Origin of the sequence: Saccharothrix tamanrassetensis (genome assembly GCF_014203665.1) — a bacterium.
Taxonomy (GTDB): domain Bacteria; phylum Actinomycetota; class Actinomycetes; order Mycobacteriales; family Pseudonocardiaceae; genus Actinosynnema; species Actinosynnema tamanrassetense.
In genome coordinates this window covers 161,569-177,724 of sequence record NZ_JACHJN010000014.1, presented here as the reverse complement: position 1 = coordinate 177,724, position 16,156 = coordinate 161,569, and the positions used below count along the sequence as shown (strand labels likewise).

The following is a 16,156-nucleotide window of genomic DNA, read 5'->3' as shown; positions in this document are numbered from 1 at the left end:
GACGGAGGTGGCACACCAGGCGGTGGTCGACCACCGGGCACGGGGCCGCCATGTGGCCACCCGACCCCTCGCCGCACCACCGGGGTGGTTGACCACGCACGTCGACGGGTACTCCGTTCCGGTGAGCGAGGCCGAACAGTCCCACCAGCGGAGGCTCGCCCGGAACCTCAACGAGCTGCTCCAGGAACTGCGCGTGGCGCAGGCCGGTGTGCAGATCCTGTTCGGCTTCCTGCTGTCCATCGCGTTCACCGAGCGCTACGCGGAGGCCGACAGCTACGTGCGTACCACGCACATGATCACCGTCCTGTTCGCGGCGGGCTCCGTGGCGCTGTTCACCGCTCCCGCCTCCTGGCACCGCATCCTGTTCCGGCGAGGGCGGCGCGAGGACATCATCGAGGTGGCCAACCGGTTCACCGTGGTGGGGATGGGCTGCCTGGCGGTCGCCATGACCGGGACCGTCCTGCTGTTGGGCGAGATGGTGGTGGGCGGCTGGCAGGCGGTCGCGCTGGGCGTCGTGGCGGCGCTCTTCTTCGGCACGATCTGGTTCCTGCTGCCGTGGCGGGAACGCCGCCACGGCACCGCCGTCCGCGACGACGACGATCTGGACTAGCCCTTCACCGGAGCCGCTAGCCGGACACGTCGGTCCGGTCGTGCGGTGCGCCGACCGGCTTGGACTCGGAGGAGCCGCGCTGGCGCAGGTAGACGCTGAAGATGGCCATCGAGCCGATGGCCAGGAACTCGGACTGCCAGTTCTGCAGCGAACGGTTCCAGAAGTCGGCGGACAGCACGTAGTCCCACCAGGACGCCGGGTCCTGGAAGTCGACCAGCTGCTCGTTGTTGTACGCGCTGCGCCCCGCGATCGACTGGGTCAGCCAGGAGCCCAGGAACAAGCCGAGCATCACCAGCCCCAGCGAGTTCGAGTACAGCCTGGTCCGCCACCCGCCGGCGCGGGCCCACGGCGGTGACTCGGATCTCGCGTGCCGGCCCAGGTACTGCTGCTCGTCGGACTCGGGGCCGAGGCGGTCGGCGAGCTTGGACTCGTTGGATCCGCGCTGCATCAGCCAGACCGTGGCGAAGATGAACAGGAAGAACTGCAGGTACTCCGACTGCCAGTTCTCCGCCACGTCGACCGCGAAGTCCGACGACAGCACGTACTGCCACAGCCCGATCGGATCGCCGCCGTCGGCCAGCCGCCGGGCGTTGACGTCGGCGTTGCCGGAGAAGGCCTGTCCCACCAGGGAACCGAGGAACAGCACGCCGAACGCCAGGCCCAGGCCGTTGTCGCGCAGGAACTTCTTCACAGTCCCATCACCCCGATGAGGCTGAAGCAGACCAGCAGCCCGACCACACCGACCAGGTAGACGTAGAACATCCCGCGCTGGGTCACGGACCACCCACCTCGCACGAGTAGGGGCGGTCGGGCACGGGGTGGCAACCCGCGCCCGAAACCCGCCAGCCGACAGCCAGCTCACGCAGGAACAAGGTGTCCGACGCGGTGCGGGCGCGGGCGGCGTCGCCCCAGACCACGACCTCCTCGACCTCGCCGCCGGGGAGGTCCACGGCGGCGCAGTCGACGTGCTCCCTGGCCCGTTCGGTCAGCAGCGAGCAGATCCGCGCCGAGTCACCGGCGGACACCGCCGACGCGAACTCGTCGGCGGCCCGCCTGGCCAAGTCCTCGGTGCCCGAGCCGCATCCGGCCACCGCCAGCACGGTGGCGAGCAAACCCAACCGCCGCAACATGATCAGACCCTAGCGCTTCACGGCTTCAACAGCACCTTCACCGCGTTGTCGCGCTTCTGCTGGAAGATCTCGTACGCGTGCGGCGCTTCGGCCAGCGGCAGGTGGTGGGTGGCGAAGTCCTCGGTGCCCAGCGGGTCGTCGTCGCCCAGCAGCGGCAGGATGTCGTTCACCCAGCGCCACACGTTCGCCTGGCCCATGCGCAGTTGGATCTGCTTGTCGAACATCGTCAACATCGGCATCGGGTCGGCCATCCCGCCGTACACGCCGGACAGCGAGATGGTGCCGCCCCGCCGGACGATGTCGATCGCCAGCCGCAGCGCGTGCAGCCGGTCGACGCCCGCCGTCTTCATGAACCGCGCCGCGATGGCGTCCGGCAGCATCCCGACGGCCTGGTGGGCGAGCTTGGCCACCGGCGCGCCGTGCGCCTCCATGCCCACCGCGTCGATCACCGCGTCCGGGCCGCGTCCGCCGGTCAGGTCGCGGATGTGGTCGACCAGTTCGCTGTCCCGCACGTCCAGGACCGTGATGCCCCGTGACTTCGCCCGTGCCAGCCGTCCGGGCACCAGGTCCACGCCGATGACCGTGCTCGCCCCGCGGTGCTTCGCGATGCGGCACGCCATGTCGCCGATCGGCCCGAGCCCGAGCACGACGACGCTGCCGCCTTCGCGCACGTCCGCGTAGTCCACCGCCTGCCAGGCGGTCGGCAGCACGTCGGACAGGTAGACGAACCGGTCGTCCGGCGGACCGTCGGGCACCTTGATCGGCAGGGTGTTCCCGAACGGCACGCGCATGAACTCGGCCTGCCCGCCGGGCACCTGCCCGTACAGCTTGGTGTAGCCGAACAGCGCCGCGCCCATGCCCTGCTCGCGGACCTGGGTGGTCTCGCACTGGGACTGCAACCCCTGCCCGCACATGAAGCACGAACCGCACGAGACGTTGAACGGGATCACCACCCGGTCACCGGTCTTGAGCGCCGTGACGTCCGCGCCCACCTCTTCGACGATGCCCATCGGCTCGTGGCCGAGGATGTCGCCTTCATCGAGGAAAGGACCCATCACCTCGTAAAGGTGCAGGTCGGATCCACACAGGCCGGTCGACGTGATGCGCACGATCACGTCCGTCGGCTCCTTGAGCACAGGATCCGGTACGTCCTCCACGCGGACGTCCCGCCTGCCGTGCCAGGTGACGGCCTTCATGTGACAGCTCCCTTCGTCCTCCGTGGCGTTCCCTGGGTGGTGTGTCGCAAACGTGCTGCGGGGTACCCGGCGCCCATGGGCACTCCACTACCCGAAGACCGCAGGGGCGCGCCGCTGCGCGCCGTGGTGACCGGGTCCGACTCCGGGATCGGGAAGGCCGTCGCGGTGGCCTTCGCGAGCGGCGGTGTCGACGTCGGCATCACGTTCCACGAAGACGCGGACGGTGCCGCGCACACCGCCGAACAGGTCCGCGACCTGGGTGTGAAGGCAGCCGTGCGCCGGCTGGACCTGGGCGACCTGCCCACGGCGGCGGCCGTGGTGGACGAGTTGGCCGAGGAGCTGGGCGGCATCGACGTGCTGGTCAACTGCGCCGGCACGGGTACCGCCACCAAGGCCGTGGACATGGACTTCGACACCTGGCGGCACGTGCTGTCGGTGGATTTGGACGGTGCGTTCCTCTGCTCGCAGCGCGCGGCCAAGCACATGATCGCAGCCGGCAAGGGCGGACGGATCATCAACATCACCTCCGTCCACGAGCACGCCCCACGCGTCGGCGCGGCACCGTACTGCGCGGCGAAGGCCGGCCTGGGCGCGTTGACCAAGGTCTTGGCGCTGGAGTTGGCCGAGCACGACATCACGGTCAACTCCGTCGCGCCGGGCGAGATCTCCACGCCGATGACCGGTCAGGAAGACGTCGACCCGCGCACCCAGCCCCGGCCCGGTGTGCCGCTCGGCCGCCCCGGCCACGCGAAGGAGGTCGCCGCGGTGGTGGCGTTCCTGGCCACCCCGTCGGCCGGCTACGTGACCGGGGCGTCGTTCGTGGTGGACGGCGGGATGCTGCTGATGGGTCCGCAGGCGTCCGGGATGCTCACCGACTCGAACTGGCGCGAGCCCTAGTCTTCTTCCGGTTGGCCTTGTCGATCGCGTCGACCAGCTCCTGCTTGGTCATGGTCGACCGACCGGGCACGTCCAGCTTCTTGGCCAGGTCGTACAGGTGCTGCTTGCTGGCGTTCGCGTCCACCCCGCCCGCCGTCTTGCCCTGCTTGGGCGTGCTGCGGGCGGCCTGCTCGTCGGACGGGCCCTTGTGGTCCTTCGGCTCCCAGTGGTCGCCCACCTTCTCGAACGAGTGCTTCAGCGCAGCGAACGCGGTGCGGTGCGAGCGCTCACCCTCGCCGTAGGACTCGACCGCCGAGTCGTGCGCCTTGATCCACGTGCGCTGCGCCTTCTTCGACGACCGCGCGACCGTGCTGGGCAGTTCCTGGCGTCCGGGCATGGGGTCTCCTCCCGTCCTTGGTTTCGGCTGGGCGCCTCGGGTACCCGAACGCCATGACGGACATGCGCGCTCTCGACACCCACCGTCCGCTCGACCGGCCCCACAGCCCGCCCGAGGGCAGCCCGCCCGTCTCCTCGGAGGACGAGGTGGCCGGCGCCATCCGCACCGCCCGTGCCGCGCAGCCCGGCTGGGCGGCCACCCCGGCGGCCGAACGGGGCGCCGCGCTGCGCTCGGCCGCGGCGTCGGTGCGCGCGCACGCGGAGGACCTGGCGAAGCTCGTGTCAGCGGAGACCGGCAGGCCGTTCGCCTCCGCCGAGGAGGGCGTGCTGGCCGGGGTGTCGACCTTGGAGCAGTACGCCGAACTGGGACCGGTCCACGGTGGACGGTCGTTGCTCGGCTCGTGGGACGCGATGGACTTCATGGTGCCCGAGCCGCGTGGCGTGGTGGTGGCGCTGACGCCGTGGAACGATCCGGTGGCGGTGGCGTGCGGGCTGCTCGGCGCCGCGCTGGTGACCGGCAACACCGTGGTGCACAAGGCGAGCGAGCGCTGCCCGCAGACCGGCGTGCTGCTCAACCGGTTGATGGCCGCCGCGTTCCCCGACGGGGTGCTGCACGGCATCACCGGGGACGGCTCGGTGGGCGCGCTGCTGGCCGCGGACCGCGACGTCGACGTCGTCGCCCACGTCGGCGGCACCGCGACCGGACGCGCGATCGCCGCCGCGACGGCGCTCACCGGGGCCAAGGCGCTGCTGGAGAACGGCGGCAACGACCCCTTGGTGGTCGACGCCGATGTGGACCCGGTGTGGGCGGCCGGGCAGGCGGCACTGGGGGCGTTCACCAACGCCGGGCAGCTGTGCACGTCGGTGGAGCGGATCTTCGTGCACGCGGCGATCGCGGACGAGTTCCTGGACGCCCTGTGCCGTGCCGCCCACGAGTGGACGCCGCAGCCGCTGGTCGACGAACGGCAGCGCGAGCACGTGCACCAGCACGTGGCCGAGGCGGTCGCGGACGGTGCGACGGCGCTGACCGGCGGTTCGGTGCCCAACGGCGAGGGAGCGTTCTACCCGGCGACCGTGCTGGCCCGGTGCACGCCCGGGATGCGCGTGATGCGGGAGGAGACGTTCGGGCCGGTCGCGCCCGTGCGGGTGGTGGAGTCGTTCGCCCAGGGGCTCGCCGAGGCGGCGGAGGACGACCACGGGTTGGCCGCGACCGTGTTGACCGTGTCGATGGCGCACGCCCAGCAGGCGTGGCGCACGCTGCCCGTGGGCACGGTGAAGGTGAACGCGGTGTTCGGCGGCGCTCCCGGTGGCGCGGCCCAGCCGCGCGGGCTGTCCGGCACCGGGTTCGGCTACGGGCCGGAACTGCTGGACGAGATGACCACCACGAAGGTGGTGCACGTGGCTCAGATCCAGCCTTCGTCCCAGGCCAGGCGCGCCGCCTCGTAGCGGGTGCTGACGCCGAGCTTGGTCATCGCGGACGACAGGTAGTTGCGGACCGTCCCGGTGGCCAGGTGCGCCTCCCGCGCGATGACGGTGACCGTGCCGCCGCGCAGGGCGTGCCGGAGGACGTCGAGTTCGCGGGCGGTGAGCGGACAGGCGTCCTCGGTGAGGGCGGCGGCGGCGATCTCGGAGTCCACGTAGCGGCGGCCGGCGTGCACGTCGCGCAGGATCGAGGCGAGCCGCGCGGCGGGCGTCGTCTTGGGCACGAACCCCCGCACCCCGGCGCTGAGCGCCCGCCGCAGCACCCCCGGCCGGGCGTGCCGGGTCACGATGACCACCGCGACCCCGTCCAGGTCCCGCACGGCTTCGGCGGCGAGCACACCGTCCCGCCCCGGCATCTCCAGGTCGAACACCGCGATGTCGGGCAGGTGGGCACGCACGGCGGCGACGGCGGCGTCCCCATCACTCGCCTGGGCGACCACGGACAGGTCTTCCTCCAGTTCGAGCAAGGCCGCCAGCGCACCCCGGATCAGGTCCTCGTCATCGGCGAGCACGACCCTGATCACAACCGCCCCCGCCCGAACCGCCCCCAACCGAGCCGCACCCGCCCGAGCCGCACCCGCCCGAGTCGCCCCGCACCAAGCTTTCCCGCACCGAGCCGTCCCGCACCGAACCGCCGCGAACCGAGCCGTCCCGCACCGAACCGCCGCGAACCGAGCCGTCCCGCACCGAACCGCCGAGCCACAACCGGCACCATGCCGAAAGCCCACCCACCGAAATTGTCGGTCCCCCGTGGGACAATGGAATCGGGGGCCGGAGGCCACGCCACTGCCTGGAAACCGGGGGCCGGCGGCCACGCCACTACCCGGCAATCAAAGGGCGGACGCCACGCCGAAGCCCGCACATCGAGGGCCGGAGGTCCCGCCGCCACTCGCTCCACCCTCACGACCGCACCAGCCCGACCAGCTCGAACCCGTCCGCGCCCGCCGCGCCGACCTCGATCCGCCCGCCCACGCTCGCGAACCGCTCCCGCAACCCCGCCAACCCGGACCCGGACCCGGTCTCGCCCTCCCACCCGGTCCCACCCCCGGCCTCGTCCACCCCACTCCCGGGCCGCACCCGCTCCTCGGACCGCACCCCGTCGTTGCGCAGGCGCACGACCACCCGCCCGTCCACCACGCTGATGTCCACATCGCACCGCCGGGCCCGGCTGTGCCGCAGCACGTTCGTCGTCCCCTCCCGCACCAACGCGCCGAACAGCGGCTGCAACGGCGGCGGCACGTCGGTCGCGTCCCCGGACACCGCCGTCTCGATCCCGGCCGCCCTCAGCACGCCGACCGCGTTGGTGATCTCCGTGCCCAGGCTGGCCCGCCGGTAGCCCTGCACGACCTCGCGGGTCTCGCGCAGCGCGGTCCGGGCCAGTTCGGCGACCTCCTCGGCGTGCCGGCGCGCCGCCGCGTCGTCCCGCCCGATCAACCGCGCCGTCAGCTCGCCCTTCAACGCGATGGCCTGGAGGTGGTGGCCCTGGATGTCGTGCAGGTCGGCCGCGAACCGCAGCCGCTCCTCGGCCACCACGAGCGCCTCGGACGCCTGCCGCCCCTGGTCGATCCGTAGCACCGCGTCCCAGAACCACAGCTGCGCCAGGTCGGCCAGCACGAACCCGGACACCAGGAACACCGGCATCAGCAGCGATTCGACCACCTCCGGCGAGGTCAGCACACCACCCGCGAGGATCGCCGCGACCATCCCGCCCAGCACGACCACCCACCGCGTCCCGGCCGGCCGGTTGGCCACCACGTGCGCGATCACGGCCGCCGGCAGCAGGTACCACGCCATCGGCACCGGGGTCTGCGTCCCGGCGTACGCGAGCGCCCCGATGGCCACCGCGAACGTCGCCAGGTGCTCCCACGTCCGCCGCCCGCCCCGGCCCAGGCCGTCCATCGCCTGCCGCAGGTACCGGGCGTGCTGCACGCTGACCACCACGACGGCCGACGCCAGCCCGACCGTCCCCCACCCGTACCGGCCGGTCGACATGTCCAGCGTGGTCACCAGCGCGACCATCACGCCCGCGCCGACCACCGACCACCAGGTCCACCGGCGGAGCGTGCTGATCTGGGTCACGGCACGAATCTACGAGCCGAACAGCCCCGCTGTCTGCTGACATCTGTCACATCAACCGGTGCGCGACGGCACTGGGAACCCGCCCGCGCGGACGCGAGCATCGTCCCATGCGGAATCCGGTGATCGACGTGGCGGCCCTGCGCTGCCGTTACGGGGACTTCGAGGCGGTGCGCGGGGTGGACCTCGAAGTGGACCAGGGCGAGCTGTTCGCGCTGCTGGGCACCAACGGCGCGGGCAAGACGACCGTGATGGAGACACTGGAAGGACTGCGGGCGCCGAGCGCCGGCCGGGTGCGCGTGCTGGGGGTGGACCCGCACCGCGACCGTGCCGCGATCCGCGCGCGGACCGGCATCATGCTCCAGGAGAGCGGGTTCCCGGCCGAGCTGACGGTCGCGGAGATGACCCGCCTGTGGCGTCCCGGCGACCACCGCGAAGCCCTCGACCGGCTGGACCTCGGGCACCGCCGGGACGTGCGGATCAAGCAGCTGTCCGGCGGCGAACGGCGCCGGCTCGACCTCGTGCTGGCCGTGCTCGGGCGACCCGAGCTGCTGTTCCTGGACGAACCGACCACCGGGCTGGACCCGGAGTCGCGGCAGCGCACCTGGGAGGTGGTGCGCGAACTGCTCGCCGAGGGCACGACCGTCGTGCTGACCACTCACTACCTGGAGGAGGCGGAGTCGCTGGCACACCGGCTGGCGATCCTGCACGAGGGCGTGGTCGCGGTCTCCGGGGCGCTGGTCGACGTGCTGGCCGCCCAGCCCGCGCGGATCTCGTTCGACCTGCCGGATCGGCTGGACGTGCGCAGCCTGCCCATCCTCACCGGCGACGTGGTGCACGAGCCGTCCGGCCGGGTCGACGTGCGCACCCGGAACCTCCAGGACGACCTGGAGACCCTCCTCGCGTGGGCCCGCCGTGACGGCCACGCGCTGGTCCGCCTGCGTGCCCACCACGCGTCGCTGGAGGACGTCTTCCACGCGGCACGCGCCGGTCGGCAGGTGGTCGCGGCATGATCACCGCACTGGGTCTCGCCGAGCTGAAGCTGCTGGTGCGCAACCGGACCGCTGCCGCCCTGGCGTTCGCCATGCCGTTGCTGTTCGGCGCCTTCTTCGCGCTGTCGTTCGGCGACGAGGGCTGGACTTTCGCCATCACCCTCCAGGTGCTGAGCACGCTGGGGTTCACCGTGTACGTGACGATCACGACCTCGCTGACGTCCCGACGCCAGGACCTCTACCTCAAGCGACTGCGCACCGGGGCGGCGTCGGACGCGGTCGTGCTGACCGGCGTCGTGCTCCCCGCCGTGCTGCTCGGGCTGGTGCAGGCGGTGCTGCTGGTCGGGGTGAGCGTGGCGGCGGGCGCGCAGTTCCCGTCCCGCCCGGACCTGCTGGCGCTCGCCCTGGTGGGCGGGGCGGCCATGAGCTGCGCGGCGGGCGTCGCCACCAGCGGCGTGACGTCGACCGCCGAACTGGCCCAGATCACCACCGGCCCGTTCTTCTTCGCCTTGCTCGGCGGCGGGATCTGGGCCATGAGCTCGGACGACATCCGCGCCCTGCTGGTGCCCGGTGGCGGGGTCGCCGACCTGGTCGGCGCGGCGTGGGGCGGTGAAGGCCGCCCGGGTTGGGCTGCGCTGTCCTTGCTCGCCTGGACGGCCGTCGGTTGCGTGCTCTCGGCGCGGCTGTTCAGGTGGGACGCCCGGAGCCAGTGACCCGGTCCCGGCCGGACCCCCGTACCCTCCCGGAGTTGGCGGGGTCCGGCCGGCAGCACCTGGCGAGGTGGCCGGCGCTACGCACGGCCGGTGGCCACCAAGCGGATGCCGCTCTCGGTGACCTTGTCGACCGGTAGGACGTTCCGGGTGTCGACGATCACCGGCCGGCTCATCCCGGCGGCCAGGGCGGGCCAGTCGAGTTCGGCGAACTCCGGCCACTCGGTCAGCACCACCAGGGCGGAGACGTCCCGGGCGGCGTCGAGGGCGGTCCCGGTCACGTGGACCGGGCCGGTGTCGGTGGTGACGCAGGGGTCGTAACCGGTGAGGACGGCGCCCTCGTCGGCCAGCAGGTCGGCCACCGCCAGGGCGGGGGAGTCGCGCAGGTCGTCGGTGCCCGCCTTGAACGTCAGGCCGAGCAGCCCGATCCGGGTGCCGTCCAGGGGGCCGGCGGCCTGCCGGACCTTGTCGACCACGCGGCGGGCCTGGCGTTCGTTGGTGTCGATGGTCGCCCGGAGCAGCGGGAAGTCGACGTGCGCACCGTCCGATGTGGACAGCAGTGCCCTGGTGTCCTTGGGGAAGCAGGAGCCGCCCCAGCCGGGGCCGGGGCGCAGGAAGGCCGCGCCGATCCGTTCGTCCAGCCGCATCCCCTCGGTCACGTCGTCGATGTCCGCGCCGGACCGCTCGCACAGCTCGGCCAGGCTGTTGACGTAGGACAGCTTCATGGCCAGGAAGCAGTTGCTCGCGTACTTCACCAGCTCGGCACTCGCCCGGTCGGTGACCAGGGCGGGTGCGTCGGGGTAGAGGTCGAGCACGCGTCGGGCGACCGACGCGTCGTCCGCGCCGACCACGATCCGCTGCGGGCGCAGGAAGTCGTCGACCGCATGGCCCTCGCGGAGGAACTCCGGGTTCGACACCACCGGAGATCGTCGGGAGCGGGCGATCCCGTCGGCGGTGCCGATGGGGACGGTGGACTTCACCACCAGGACCCGCCCGTCCAGGTCGGCCTCCCGCAGCACCGCGTGCACGGCGCTCAGGTCGGCCTCGCCGTTCTCCCCGGTGGGGGTCGGGAGGCACAGGTAGACGAACTCCGCGTCGGCGACCGCCGTGTCGTTGTCCGCGGTGAACGTGAGCCGCCCGGTCCGCAACCCCTCGGTGACCAGGTCGGCCAGGCCGGGTTCGTGCGCGCCGATCTCGGCCCGCCGCAACGCCGCCACCCTGTCCTCGTCCACGTCCGCGCACACCACCCGGTGCCCGAGGTGGGCGAAGCAGGCGGCAGTGGTCAGACCGACATAGCCCGCGCCGATGACGCCGATCCGGGACATGGCACACCTCCCAACGCCGTCAGGACTTCTTCCACGGTGATCTCCAAGAGGCCGGGATCCGGCCGGTCGGCGAACGTGTCCCCGACGGTGCCGTGCCACAGGACCCGGTGCGGGCCGGAACGCGGCCCCCACTGCCGCGGTGGGACCGGCCCGAACAGCAGGACGGACGGGGTGCGGTAGGCGGTGGCGACGTGGGCGACCCCGGTGTCGCCGCACAGCACCACCCGCGCCCCGGCGACCACGTCGAGCAGTGACGCCAGGTTGCCGAGCGAGGTGCGTGCGCTGCCGCCCGCGACCTCGTGCACCAGGTCGGCCTCGGCGGGGCTGCCGGTGACCACCACGTCCGGTCCGAGTTCGCGCACGACGGCCTGGAAGCGTTCCACCGGCCAGCGGCGCGCACCGTGGCTCGCGCCGGGGTGCACCACGATGTCGTCGCCGGTCGTCCCCGGTCGGGGCAGGTGGAGGTCGTCCGGGTCGCAGGGGATGCCGTTGCGCATCAGCAACCGGCACCAGCGGTCCACCTCGTGCTGGTCGTCACGCCACGGCACGTCCGAGCCGTGCGTGACGAGCCGGGTGGGTTCGGTGGCACGCAACAGGTCGACGCTCTGCGGCCCGCGCCCGTGCAGGTTCACCGCCAGGTCGGGTTCCCGGAAGTCGATCGGCACCAGGCCTTCGGTCGGCACCAGGCGGTCCACCGCGTCGATCCGGTCCACGGCCTCCGCCAGCCATTGCGGCGCGGCCAACGTGATCTCCGCGTGCGGGTACGCGCGGCGCAGACCGCGCAACGCGGGAACCGCGGTGAACAGGTCACCGAGCCCGAGCGCTCGCAGCACCAGGATCCTCATCGCCGCACCGCCCGGTGCCGCAGTTCGCCGCGCACCCGGTGAGCGCACGCGGCCGGCGGGATGGCTACGCTGGTCACCACCATCCGCAGCACCTCGTCTGGTGTGCGAGGGCCGGGCGCGATGCGTTCGGCGGCGAACCTGGCGGTCAACCCCGCCCACACCGCGCCGGTCACCAGTGCCGCCCGCGACCGGCGGAGCCCGAGGAGGACGGTCAGCGCGCCGACGGCCGTGGTGAGGACATGTGTACGCAGCCGTCCCGGGTGTCCGCCGATGCGGGCGCGCCAGCCCTGACCGAGCAGGCGGCGCATCAGGGCGTCGTCGGCGTTGCCTCGCTGTTGGCGCAGGCTGGCGAAGAAGTCCGCTTCGCGCACGGGGTGCGTGGTCTCCCGCGAGCCGCGCACGATCCGGTAGCCCTCCTCCTGCAAGCGCAACGCCAGTTCGGCGTCCTCCCGGTAGGCACGGGGGAAGCGCTCGTCGAACCCGCCCACGTGCACCAGCGCCGCCCTCCGGTACGCCATGTCGGCGGTGATCCAGAGCGCGTCGGCCAAGCCCGCCGTGCCGCGTTCCCAGTCGGTCGGCCGGCGGTCCTCCGGCAGCGGCACGCTGATCCGGGCCTGCGAACCGGCCACCTCCAGGTCCAGGTTCTCGATGTCCTTCGCGAGCCGGCGCTTCCAGTCCGGCGGCGGCACCACGTCGTCGTCCAGGAAGGCGATCCACTCGCAGCACGCCGCCCGCCAGCCCGCGTTCCGGGCGGCGGCCGGACCGCGTCCGCCGGTGCGCAGCACCCGTGCGGAATGCGTGGGCGGCAGCGGCCCCGGCTCGCGCCGGTCGTCCACCACGATCACCTCGCGCGGGGGCGGACCGGAACCGTGCTCCAGCGCGTCCAGCACCACGGACAGGCTCTCCCGGCCCACGGTCGGGATCACCACGGCGTAGTCAGGGCTCATCGGCGCACCACGAATCGCCCGATCGCCAGCAGGTCCACCGGCGCGGAGCCGAAGCACTCCAGCGCGTCGCGCGGGTCGTCGACCATCGGCCGCCCGGCCGTGTTCAGGCTGGTGTTGACCACGACCGGAACTCCGGTGCGCTCGGCGAAACCGGTGAGCACCCGTGCCATCAACGGCTCCTGCGCCGGGTCGACGGTCTGCACCCGCGCGGTGCCGTCCACGTGCACCACGGCCGGGATGCGGTCCCTCCACTCGGGACGGACGTCGTGCACGAAGAGCATGTACGGACTCGGGATCGGGCCACGGGTGAACAGCTCGTGCGCCCGTTCGGCCAAGACCATCGGCGCGATCGGCCGGAACTGCTCCCGCCCCTTCACGTCGTTGAGCCGTGCCAGGTTGTCCGCGTAGCACGGGTTGGCCAGCAGCGAACGACGCCCCAGCGCACGCGGCCCGTACTCGCTGCGACCCTGGAACCACGCGACGACCTTGTTGTCCGCCAAAGCTTCCGCGACCGCGACCGCGACGTCCGCCGGCTCCTCGTAGGAGATCTTGGCCCGTCGCAGGTATTCCTCGATCTCGTCGTCGGTCCACCCGCGGCCCAGGTCCGCGCCCGGCATCGCCGCGGCGGGCTCGCCGGCGGTGGCGACCACGTGCAGTGCGGCGCCCAGCGCGGTTCCGGCGTCACCGGCCGCCGGCTGCACCCACACCTCGTCGAACGGGCCCTCGGCGAAGATCCGGGTGTTCGCCACGCAGTTCAGCGCGACGCCACCGGCCATGGTGAGCCGCCGCTGCCCGGTCCGCTCGTGCAGCCACCGCACCAGGTCCAGCAGCACTTCCTCCACCCGGACCTGCACGCTCGCCGCCAGCTCCGCGTGCTCGCGGGTCATCTCGTCGTCCGGGCCACGCCGCTTCGCCAACGTGGCCCAGTCGACCGGCGTCACCGAGAAGCCACCGTCACCGGTGGGCCGGATGTGCTCGCGCATCAGGTCCAGGTGCACCGGCGAGGCGTAGGAGGCCAGCGCCATCACCTTGTACTCGTCGCTGGACCGCAGGAAGCCCAGGTGCTCCGTGAGATCCTCGTAGAGCAGCCCGAGCGAGTGGGGGAGCTGTTGCGCGGCGAGCGTTTCCAGTCGGTGACCGCGGTAGCTGCCGGCCAGGTGCGACCCGCACTCGCCGCGCCCGTCGGACACCAGCACCGCGCAGTCACCGTCGAACGGCGCGGCCAGCCCGGTGGAGCCGGCGTGCGCCACGTGGTGCGGAACGAACCGGACGATCGCCGGATCCAGCCCCGGCAGGGCGGTGGAGAGGAACTGCGGCGCACGGCGGGCGTACTCGGTGCGCAGGTCCTCCCACGGCACGTCACTCGTGGGCGGGACCATCGACGGGTCGTACGAGTACGCGACCGCGTCCAGGTCGGCGGGGGTCAGGCCCGCGTGCGCCAGGCACCAGCGGGCGGCCTGTTCGGGGAGTTCCCACGCCGAGAACGGCACCGGCCGCTTGCCGTGTTTCCGCCGGGAGAACCGCTCCTCCTCGGCGGCGGCCACGATTCTGCCGTCCACCACCAGCGCCGCGGCGGGGTCGTGGAAGACGGCGTTGATTCCGAGCACGCGCACGGTCGTTTCCCTTTCGTCCAGTGCCGCTATCCGACGAGGTGTCGGCCGAACGAGCGATGCAGGCCTTCGGCCAGGTCGATCTCCGGCTGCCAGCCGAGTTCCCGGCGGGCCAGCGCGATGTCCGGGCGGCGCCGCTGCGGGTCGTCCTCCATGGGCTCGACGTGCCGGATCTCCGACCGCCCGCCGGTCACCTCGATCACCCGGTGGGCCACCTCCAGCACGGTGACCTCTTCGGGGTTGCCCAGGTTCACCGGCCCGGGGTGGTCGCTCTCGGCCATCGCGAGCAGCCCGCGCACCAGGTCGTCCACGTGGCACAGCGACCGGGTGTGGCTGCCGTCGCCGTGCACGGTCAGCGGCTCGCCCGCCCGCGCCTGCCGGACGAACGTGGGGATCATCCGCCCGTCGTCGGGGCGCATCCGGGGCCCGTAGGTGTTGAAGATCCGCACGATGCCGGTGTCCACCCCGTGCTCCCGGCGGAACGCACAGGTCAGGGCTTCACCGAAGCGCTTCGCCTCGTCGTACACGCTGCGCGGCCCGATCGGGTTGACGTTGCCCCAGTACGTCTCGCGCTGCGGGTGCTCCAACGGGTCGCCGTAGACTTCGCTGGTCGACGCCACCACGATCCGAGCGCCCTTGCGCCGCGCCAGCTCGACCGCGTGCAACGTGCCGAAACCACCCGACTTCATCGTCTCCACCGGCTCGCGCAGGTAGTCCACGGGCGACGCCGGGCACGCCAGGTGCAGCACCAGGTCGACCGGCCCGAGCAGGTCGAGCGGCTTGGAGACGTCGGCGACCACCAGGCCCGCGCCCTGCGGCACGTTGTCCGGCGAGCCGGTCCGGAAGTCGTCCACGCACACCACCCGCACGCCCCGGCGCAACAGCGCCTCGCAGACGTGCGACCCGAGGAAGCCCGCCCCGCCGGTCACCACCGCTCGTTCGAAGCCCATGTCGAAGGGCCTACCCGTGGAATCGGGGTGTAACCACTTCGTTGCCGGGTAATACCCGGCGGTGGACCGGACGACAGTGGTGATCGCGACGCGGGACCGGGCCGGGGAACTGGCGCACACGCTGGGCCGGTTGGCGGAACTGGACGCGCCGATCATCGTAATGGACAACGGGTCGTCCGACGACACGGTGCGACGGGTCCGGCGGGAATTCCCGCGGGTGGAGGTGGTGGCCCTGCCGGGCAACGCCGGTGCGATCGCCCGCAACCTGGGCGTCCGCCGCGCCCGAACCCCGTACGTGGCGTTCTGCGACGACGACTCGTGGTGGGCCCCCGACGCGTTCGACCGGGCCGAGGAACTGTTCGACCGGCACCCGAGACTGGGTCTGCTCGCCGGCCGGACCGTGGTGGAGCCCTCCGGTCGCATCGACCCCATCTGCCGGGAGATGGCCGACTCCGCCCTCGGCACACCCCCCGACCTGCCCGGCCCGGCGGTGCTCGGATTCCTGTGCTGCGCGGCGATCGTCCGCCGCAGCGCGTTCCTGCGGGCCGGCGGCTTCCACCCGGTGCTGTTCTTCCGGGGCGAGGAACGCCTGTTCTCGTGGGACCTGGCCGCCGCCGGCTGGGCGTGCGCCTACGTGGACGCGGTGGTGGCCCACCACCAGCCCTCCACCTCACGCCCGGCCGGCTCGGCGGGCAGGCGCACCGCCCTGCGCAACGACCTGCTCACCACCTGGCTGCGCCGCCCGCTGCCGGTGGCGGCAAGCGCCGCCCGCGCCCTGGCCCGCAGCGCACTGACCGACCCCGACGCACGGGCAGCACTGGCCGCGGCGACGCTCCGCCTACCCGCCGTGGTCCGCCACCGCCACACCCTGCCCGCGGAGGTCGAACGCCAGATCGCGCGACTGCACCAGGGGCACGCCTGAACCCCGCTGCTCAACGCACAGATGCCCACCCGAATGGCGGCGTCTCACCACCACCACCACCACCACCACGCACGGGCGGACGCGCGATT

17 protein-coding genes are annotated in these 16,156 nt (G+C 72.6%); 6 read left to right on the top strand and 11 right to left on the bottom strand.

The window, feature by feature from the left end; genetic code table 11:
* The first annotated feature begins 52 nt into the window (after positions 1 to 52).
* Positions 53 to 610, top strand: a complete 558-nt coding sequence (locus tag FHS29_RS33705; RefSeq protein ID WP_312865216.1) for a DUF6328 family protein — start codon at positions 53 to 55, stop codon at positions 608 to 610.
* 16 nt (positions 611 to 626) lie between these two features.
* Here the strand turns inward: FHS29_RS33705 and FHS29_RS33700 are convergent, their stop codons facing one another.
* From FHS29_RS33700 to FHS29_RS33690, 3 genes are all read right to left on the bottom strand, one after another.
* Positions 627 to 1,301 carry a DUF6766 family protein gene (locus FHS29_RS33700; RefSeq protein WP_184698277.1) on the bottom strand — a complete coding sequence of 225 codons (675 nt, stop codon included), beginning with the start codon at positions 1,299 to 1,301 and terminating at the stop codon, positions 627 to 629.
* 82 nt (positions 1,302 to 1,383) lie between these two features.
* Entirely contained in the window at positions 1,384 to 1,740 is a 357-nt protein-coding gene (locus FHS29_RS33695) for a hypothetical protein (protein WP_184698275.1), read from the bottom strand.
* A gap of 17 nt (positions 1,741 to 1,757) precedes the next feature.
* Entirely contained in the window at positions 1,758 to 2,936 is a 1,179-nt protein-coding gene (locus FHS29_RS33690; protein WP_184698273.1) for a zinc-dependent alcohol dehydrogenase, read from the bottom strand.
* 75 nt (positions 2,937 to 3,011) lie between these two features.
* Here FHS29_RS33690 and FHS29_RS33685 point away from each other — a divergent pair, with 75 nt between their 5' ends.
* A complete protein-coding gene (locus FHS29_RS33685) occupies positions 3,012 to 3,833 on the top strand; it encodes an SDR family oxidoreductase (RefSeq protein WP_184698271.1) in 822 nt (273 codons plus the stop codon).
* Here the strand turns inward: FHS29_RS33685 and FHS29_RS33680 are convergent.
* The gene (locus FHS29_RS33680) at positions 3,805 to 4,209 is read right to left on the bottom strand and encodes a ChaB family protein (protein WP_184698269.1); all 405 of its coding nucleotides are present in this window, start codon (positions 4,207 to 4,209) and stop codon (positions 3,805 to 3,807) included. The two genes, FHS29_RS33685 and FHS29_RS33680, sit on opposite strands and share 29 nt — an antisense overlap.
* A gap of 62 nt (positions 4,210 to 4,271) precedes the next feature.
* On the opposite strand from FHS29_RS33680, the gene FHS29_RS33675 reads away from it, so the two are divergent.
* Positions 4,272 to 5,654 carry an aldehyde dehydrogenase family protein gene (locus FHS29_RS33675; RefSeq protein WP_184698332.1) on the top strand — a complete coding sequence of 461 codons (1,383 nt, stop codon included), beginning with the start codon at positions 4,272 to 4,274 and terminating at the stop codon, positions 5,652 to 5,654.
* Here FHS29_RS33675 and FHS29_RS33670 read toward each other — a convergent pair.
* Both FHS29_RS33670 and FHS29_RS33665 read right to left on the bottom strand, forming a co-directional pair.
* The gene (locus tag FHS29_RS33670) at positions 5,612 to 6,214 is read right to left on the bottom strand and encodes a response regulator transcription factor (RefSeq protein WP_184698267.1); all 603 of its coding nucleotides are present in this window, start codon (positions 6,212 to 6,214) and stop codon (positions 5,612 to 5,614) included. The two genes, FHS29_RS33675 and FHS29_RS33670, sit on opposite strands and share 43 nt — an antisense overlap.
* Before the next feature lie 376 nt (positions 6,215 to 6,590).
* On the bottom strand, positions 6,591 to 7,769 hold the full coding sequence (locus FHS29_RS33665; RefSeq protein WP_312865215.1) for a sensor histidine kinase: 1,179 nt from the start codon (positions 7,767 to 7,769) through the stop codon (positions 6,591 to 6,593).
* Between the two features lie 107 nt (positions 7,770 to 7,876).
* Here FHS29_RS33665 and FHS29_RS33660 point away from each other — a divergent pair, with 107 nt between their 5' ends.
* Together FHS29_RS33660 and FHS29_RS33655 are read left to right on the top strand one after the other, a co-directional pair.
* A complete protein-coding gene (locus FHS29_RS33660) occupies positions 7,877 to 8,779 on the top strand; it encodes an ABC transporter ATP-binding protein (protein ID WP_184698265.1) in 903 nt (300 codons plus the stop codon).
* Positions 8,776 to 9,471, top strand: coding sequence for an ABC transporter permease (locus FHS29_RS33655; RefSeq protein WP_184698263.1), 696 nt, complete (start codon positions 8,776 to 8,778; stop codon positions 9,469 to 9,471). Before FHS29_RS33660 ends, FHS29_RS33655 begins: the two co-directional genes overlap by 4 nt.
* 77 nt (positions 9,472 to 9,548) lie before the next feature.
* Here the strand turns inward: FHS29_RS33655 and FHS29_RS33650 are convergent, their stop codons facing one another.
* The 5 genes from FHS29_RS33650 to FHS29_RS33630 are packed head-to-tail and all read right to left on the bottom strand — an operon-like array spanning position 9,549 to position 15,145.
* Positions 9,549 to 10,793: a UDP-glucose dehydrogenase family protein gene (locus FHS29_RS33650; RefSeq protein WP_184698261.1), complete on the bottom strand. Its 1,245-nt coding sequence runs from the start codon at positions 10,791 to 10,793 to the stop codon at positions 9,549 to 9,551.
* A complete protein-coding gene (locus FHS29_RS33645) occupies positions 10,751 to 11,638 on the bottom strand; it encodes a glycosyltransferase family 9 protein (RefSeq protein WP_184698259.1) in 888 nt (295 codons plus the stop codon). The genes FHS29_RS33650 and FHS29_RS33645 overlap by 43 nt, the downstream gene beginning before the upstream one ends.
* Positions 11,635 to 12,585, bottom strand: a complete 951-nt coding sequence (locus FHS29_RS33640; RefSeq protein WP_184698257.1) for a glycosyltransferase family 2 protein — start codon at positions 12,583 to 12,585, stop codon at positions 11,635 to 11,637. The genes FHS29_RS33645 and FHS29_RS33640 overlap by 4 nt, the downstream gene beginning before the upstream one ends.
* A complete protein-coding gene (locus tag FHS29_RS33635) occupies positions 12,582 to 14,198 on the bottom strand; it encodes a carbamoyltransferase family protein (RefSeq protein ID WP_184698255.1) in 1,617 nt (538 codons plus the stop codon). Before FHS29_RS33635 ends, FHS29_RS33640 begins: the two co-directional genes overlap by 4 nt.
* A gap of 26 nt (positions 14,199 to 14,224) precedes the next feature.
* Positions 14,225 to 15,145, bottom strand: coding sequence for an NAD-dependent epimerase/dehydratase family protein (locus FHS29_RS33630; protein ID WP_184698253.1), 921 nt, complete (start codon positions 15,143 to 15,145; stop codon positions 14,225 to 14,227).
* 61 nt (positions 15,146 to 15,206) lie between these two features.
* On the opposite strand from FHS29_RS33630, the gene FHS29_RS33625 reads away from it, so the two are divergent.
* Entirely contained in the window at positions 15,207 to 16,067 is an 861-nt protein-coding gene (locus FHS29_RS33625; protein WP_184698251.1) for a glycosyltransferase family 2 protein, read from the top strand.
* The last annotated feature ends 89 nt before the right edge of the window (positions 16,068 to 16,156 follow it).

Bases quoted from the DNA above. Each gene is read 5' to 3' on its own strand.
- FHS29_RS33640 (WP_184698257.1), bottom strand. From the start codon at position 12,585: ATGAGCCCTGACTACGCCGTGGTGATCCCGACCGTGGGCCGGGAGAGC.
- FHS29_RS33630 (WP_184698253.1), bottom strand. From the start codon at position 15,145: ATGGGCTTCGAACGAGCGGTGGTGACCGGCGGGGCGGGCTTCCTCGGG.
- FHS29_RS33650 (WP_184698261.1), bottom strand. From the start codon at position 10,793: ATGTCCCGGATCGGCGTCATCGGCGCGGGCTATGTCGGTCTGACCACT.
- FHS29_RS33655 (WP_184698263.1), top strand. From the start codon at position 8,776: ATGATCACCGCACTGGGTCTCGCCGAGCTGAAGCTGCTGGTGCGCAAC.
- FHS29_RS33680 (WP_184698269.1), bottom strand. From the start codon at position 4,209: ATGCCCGGACGCCAGGAACTGCCCAGCACGGTCGCGCGGTCGTCGAAG.
- FHS29_RS33690 (WP_184698273.1), bottom strand. From the start codon at position 2,936: ATGAAGGCCGTCACCTGGCACGGCAGGCGGGACGTCCGCGTGGAGGAC.
- FHS29_RS33660 (WP_184698265.1), top strand. From the start codon at position 7,877: ATGCGGAATCCGGTGATCGACGTGGCGGCCCTGCGCTGCCGTTACGGG.
- FHS29_RS33645 (WP_184698259.1), bottom strand. From the start codon at position 11,638: ATGAGGATCCTGGTGCTGCGAGCGCTCGGGCTCGGTGACCTGTTCACC.
- FHS29_RS33685 (WP_184698271.1), top strand. From the start codon at position 3,012: ATGGGCACTCCACTACCCGAAGACCGCAGGGGCGCGCCGCTGCGCGCC.
- FHS29_RS33675 (WP_184698332.1), top strand. From the start codon at position 4,272: ATGCGCGCTCTCGACACCCACCGTCCGCTCGACCGGCCCCACAGCCCG.
- FHS29_RS33695 (WP_184698275.1), bottom strand. From the start codon at position 1,740: ATGTTGCGGCGGTTGGGTTTGCTCGCCACCGTGCTGGCGGTGGCCGGA.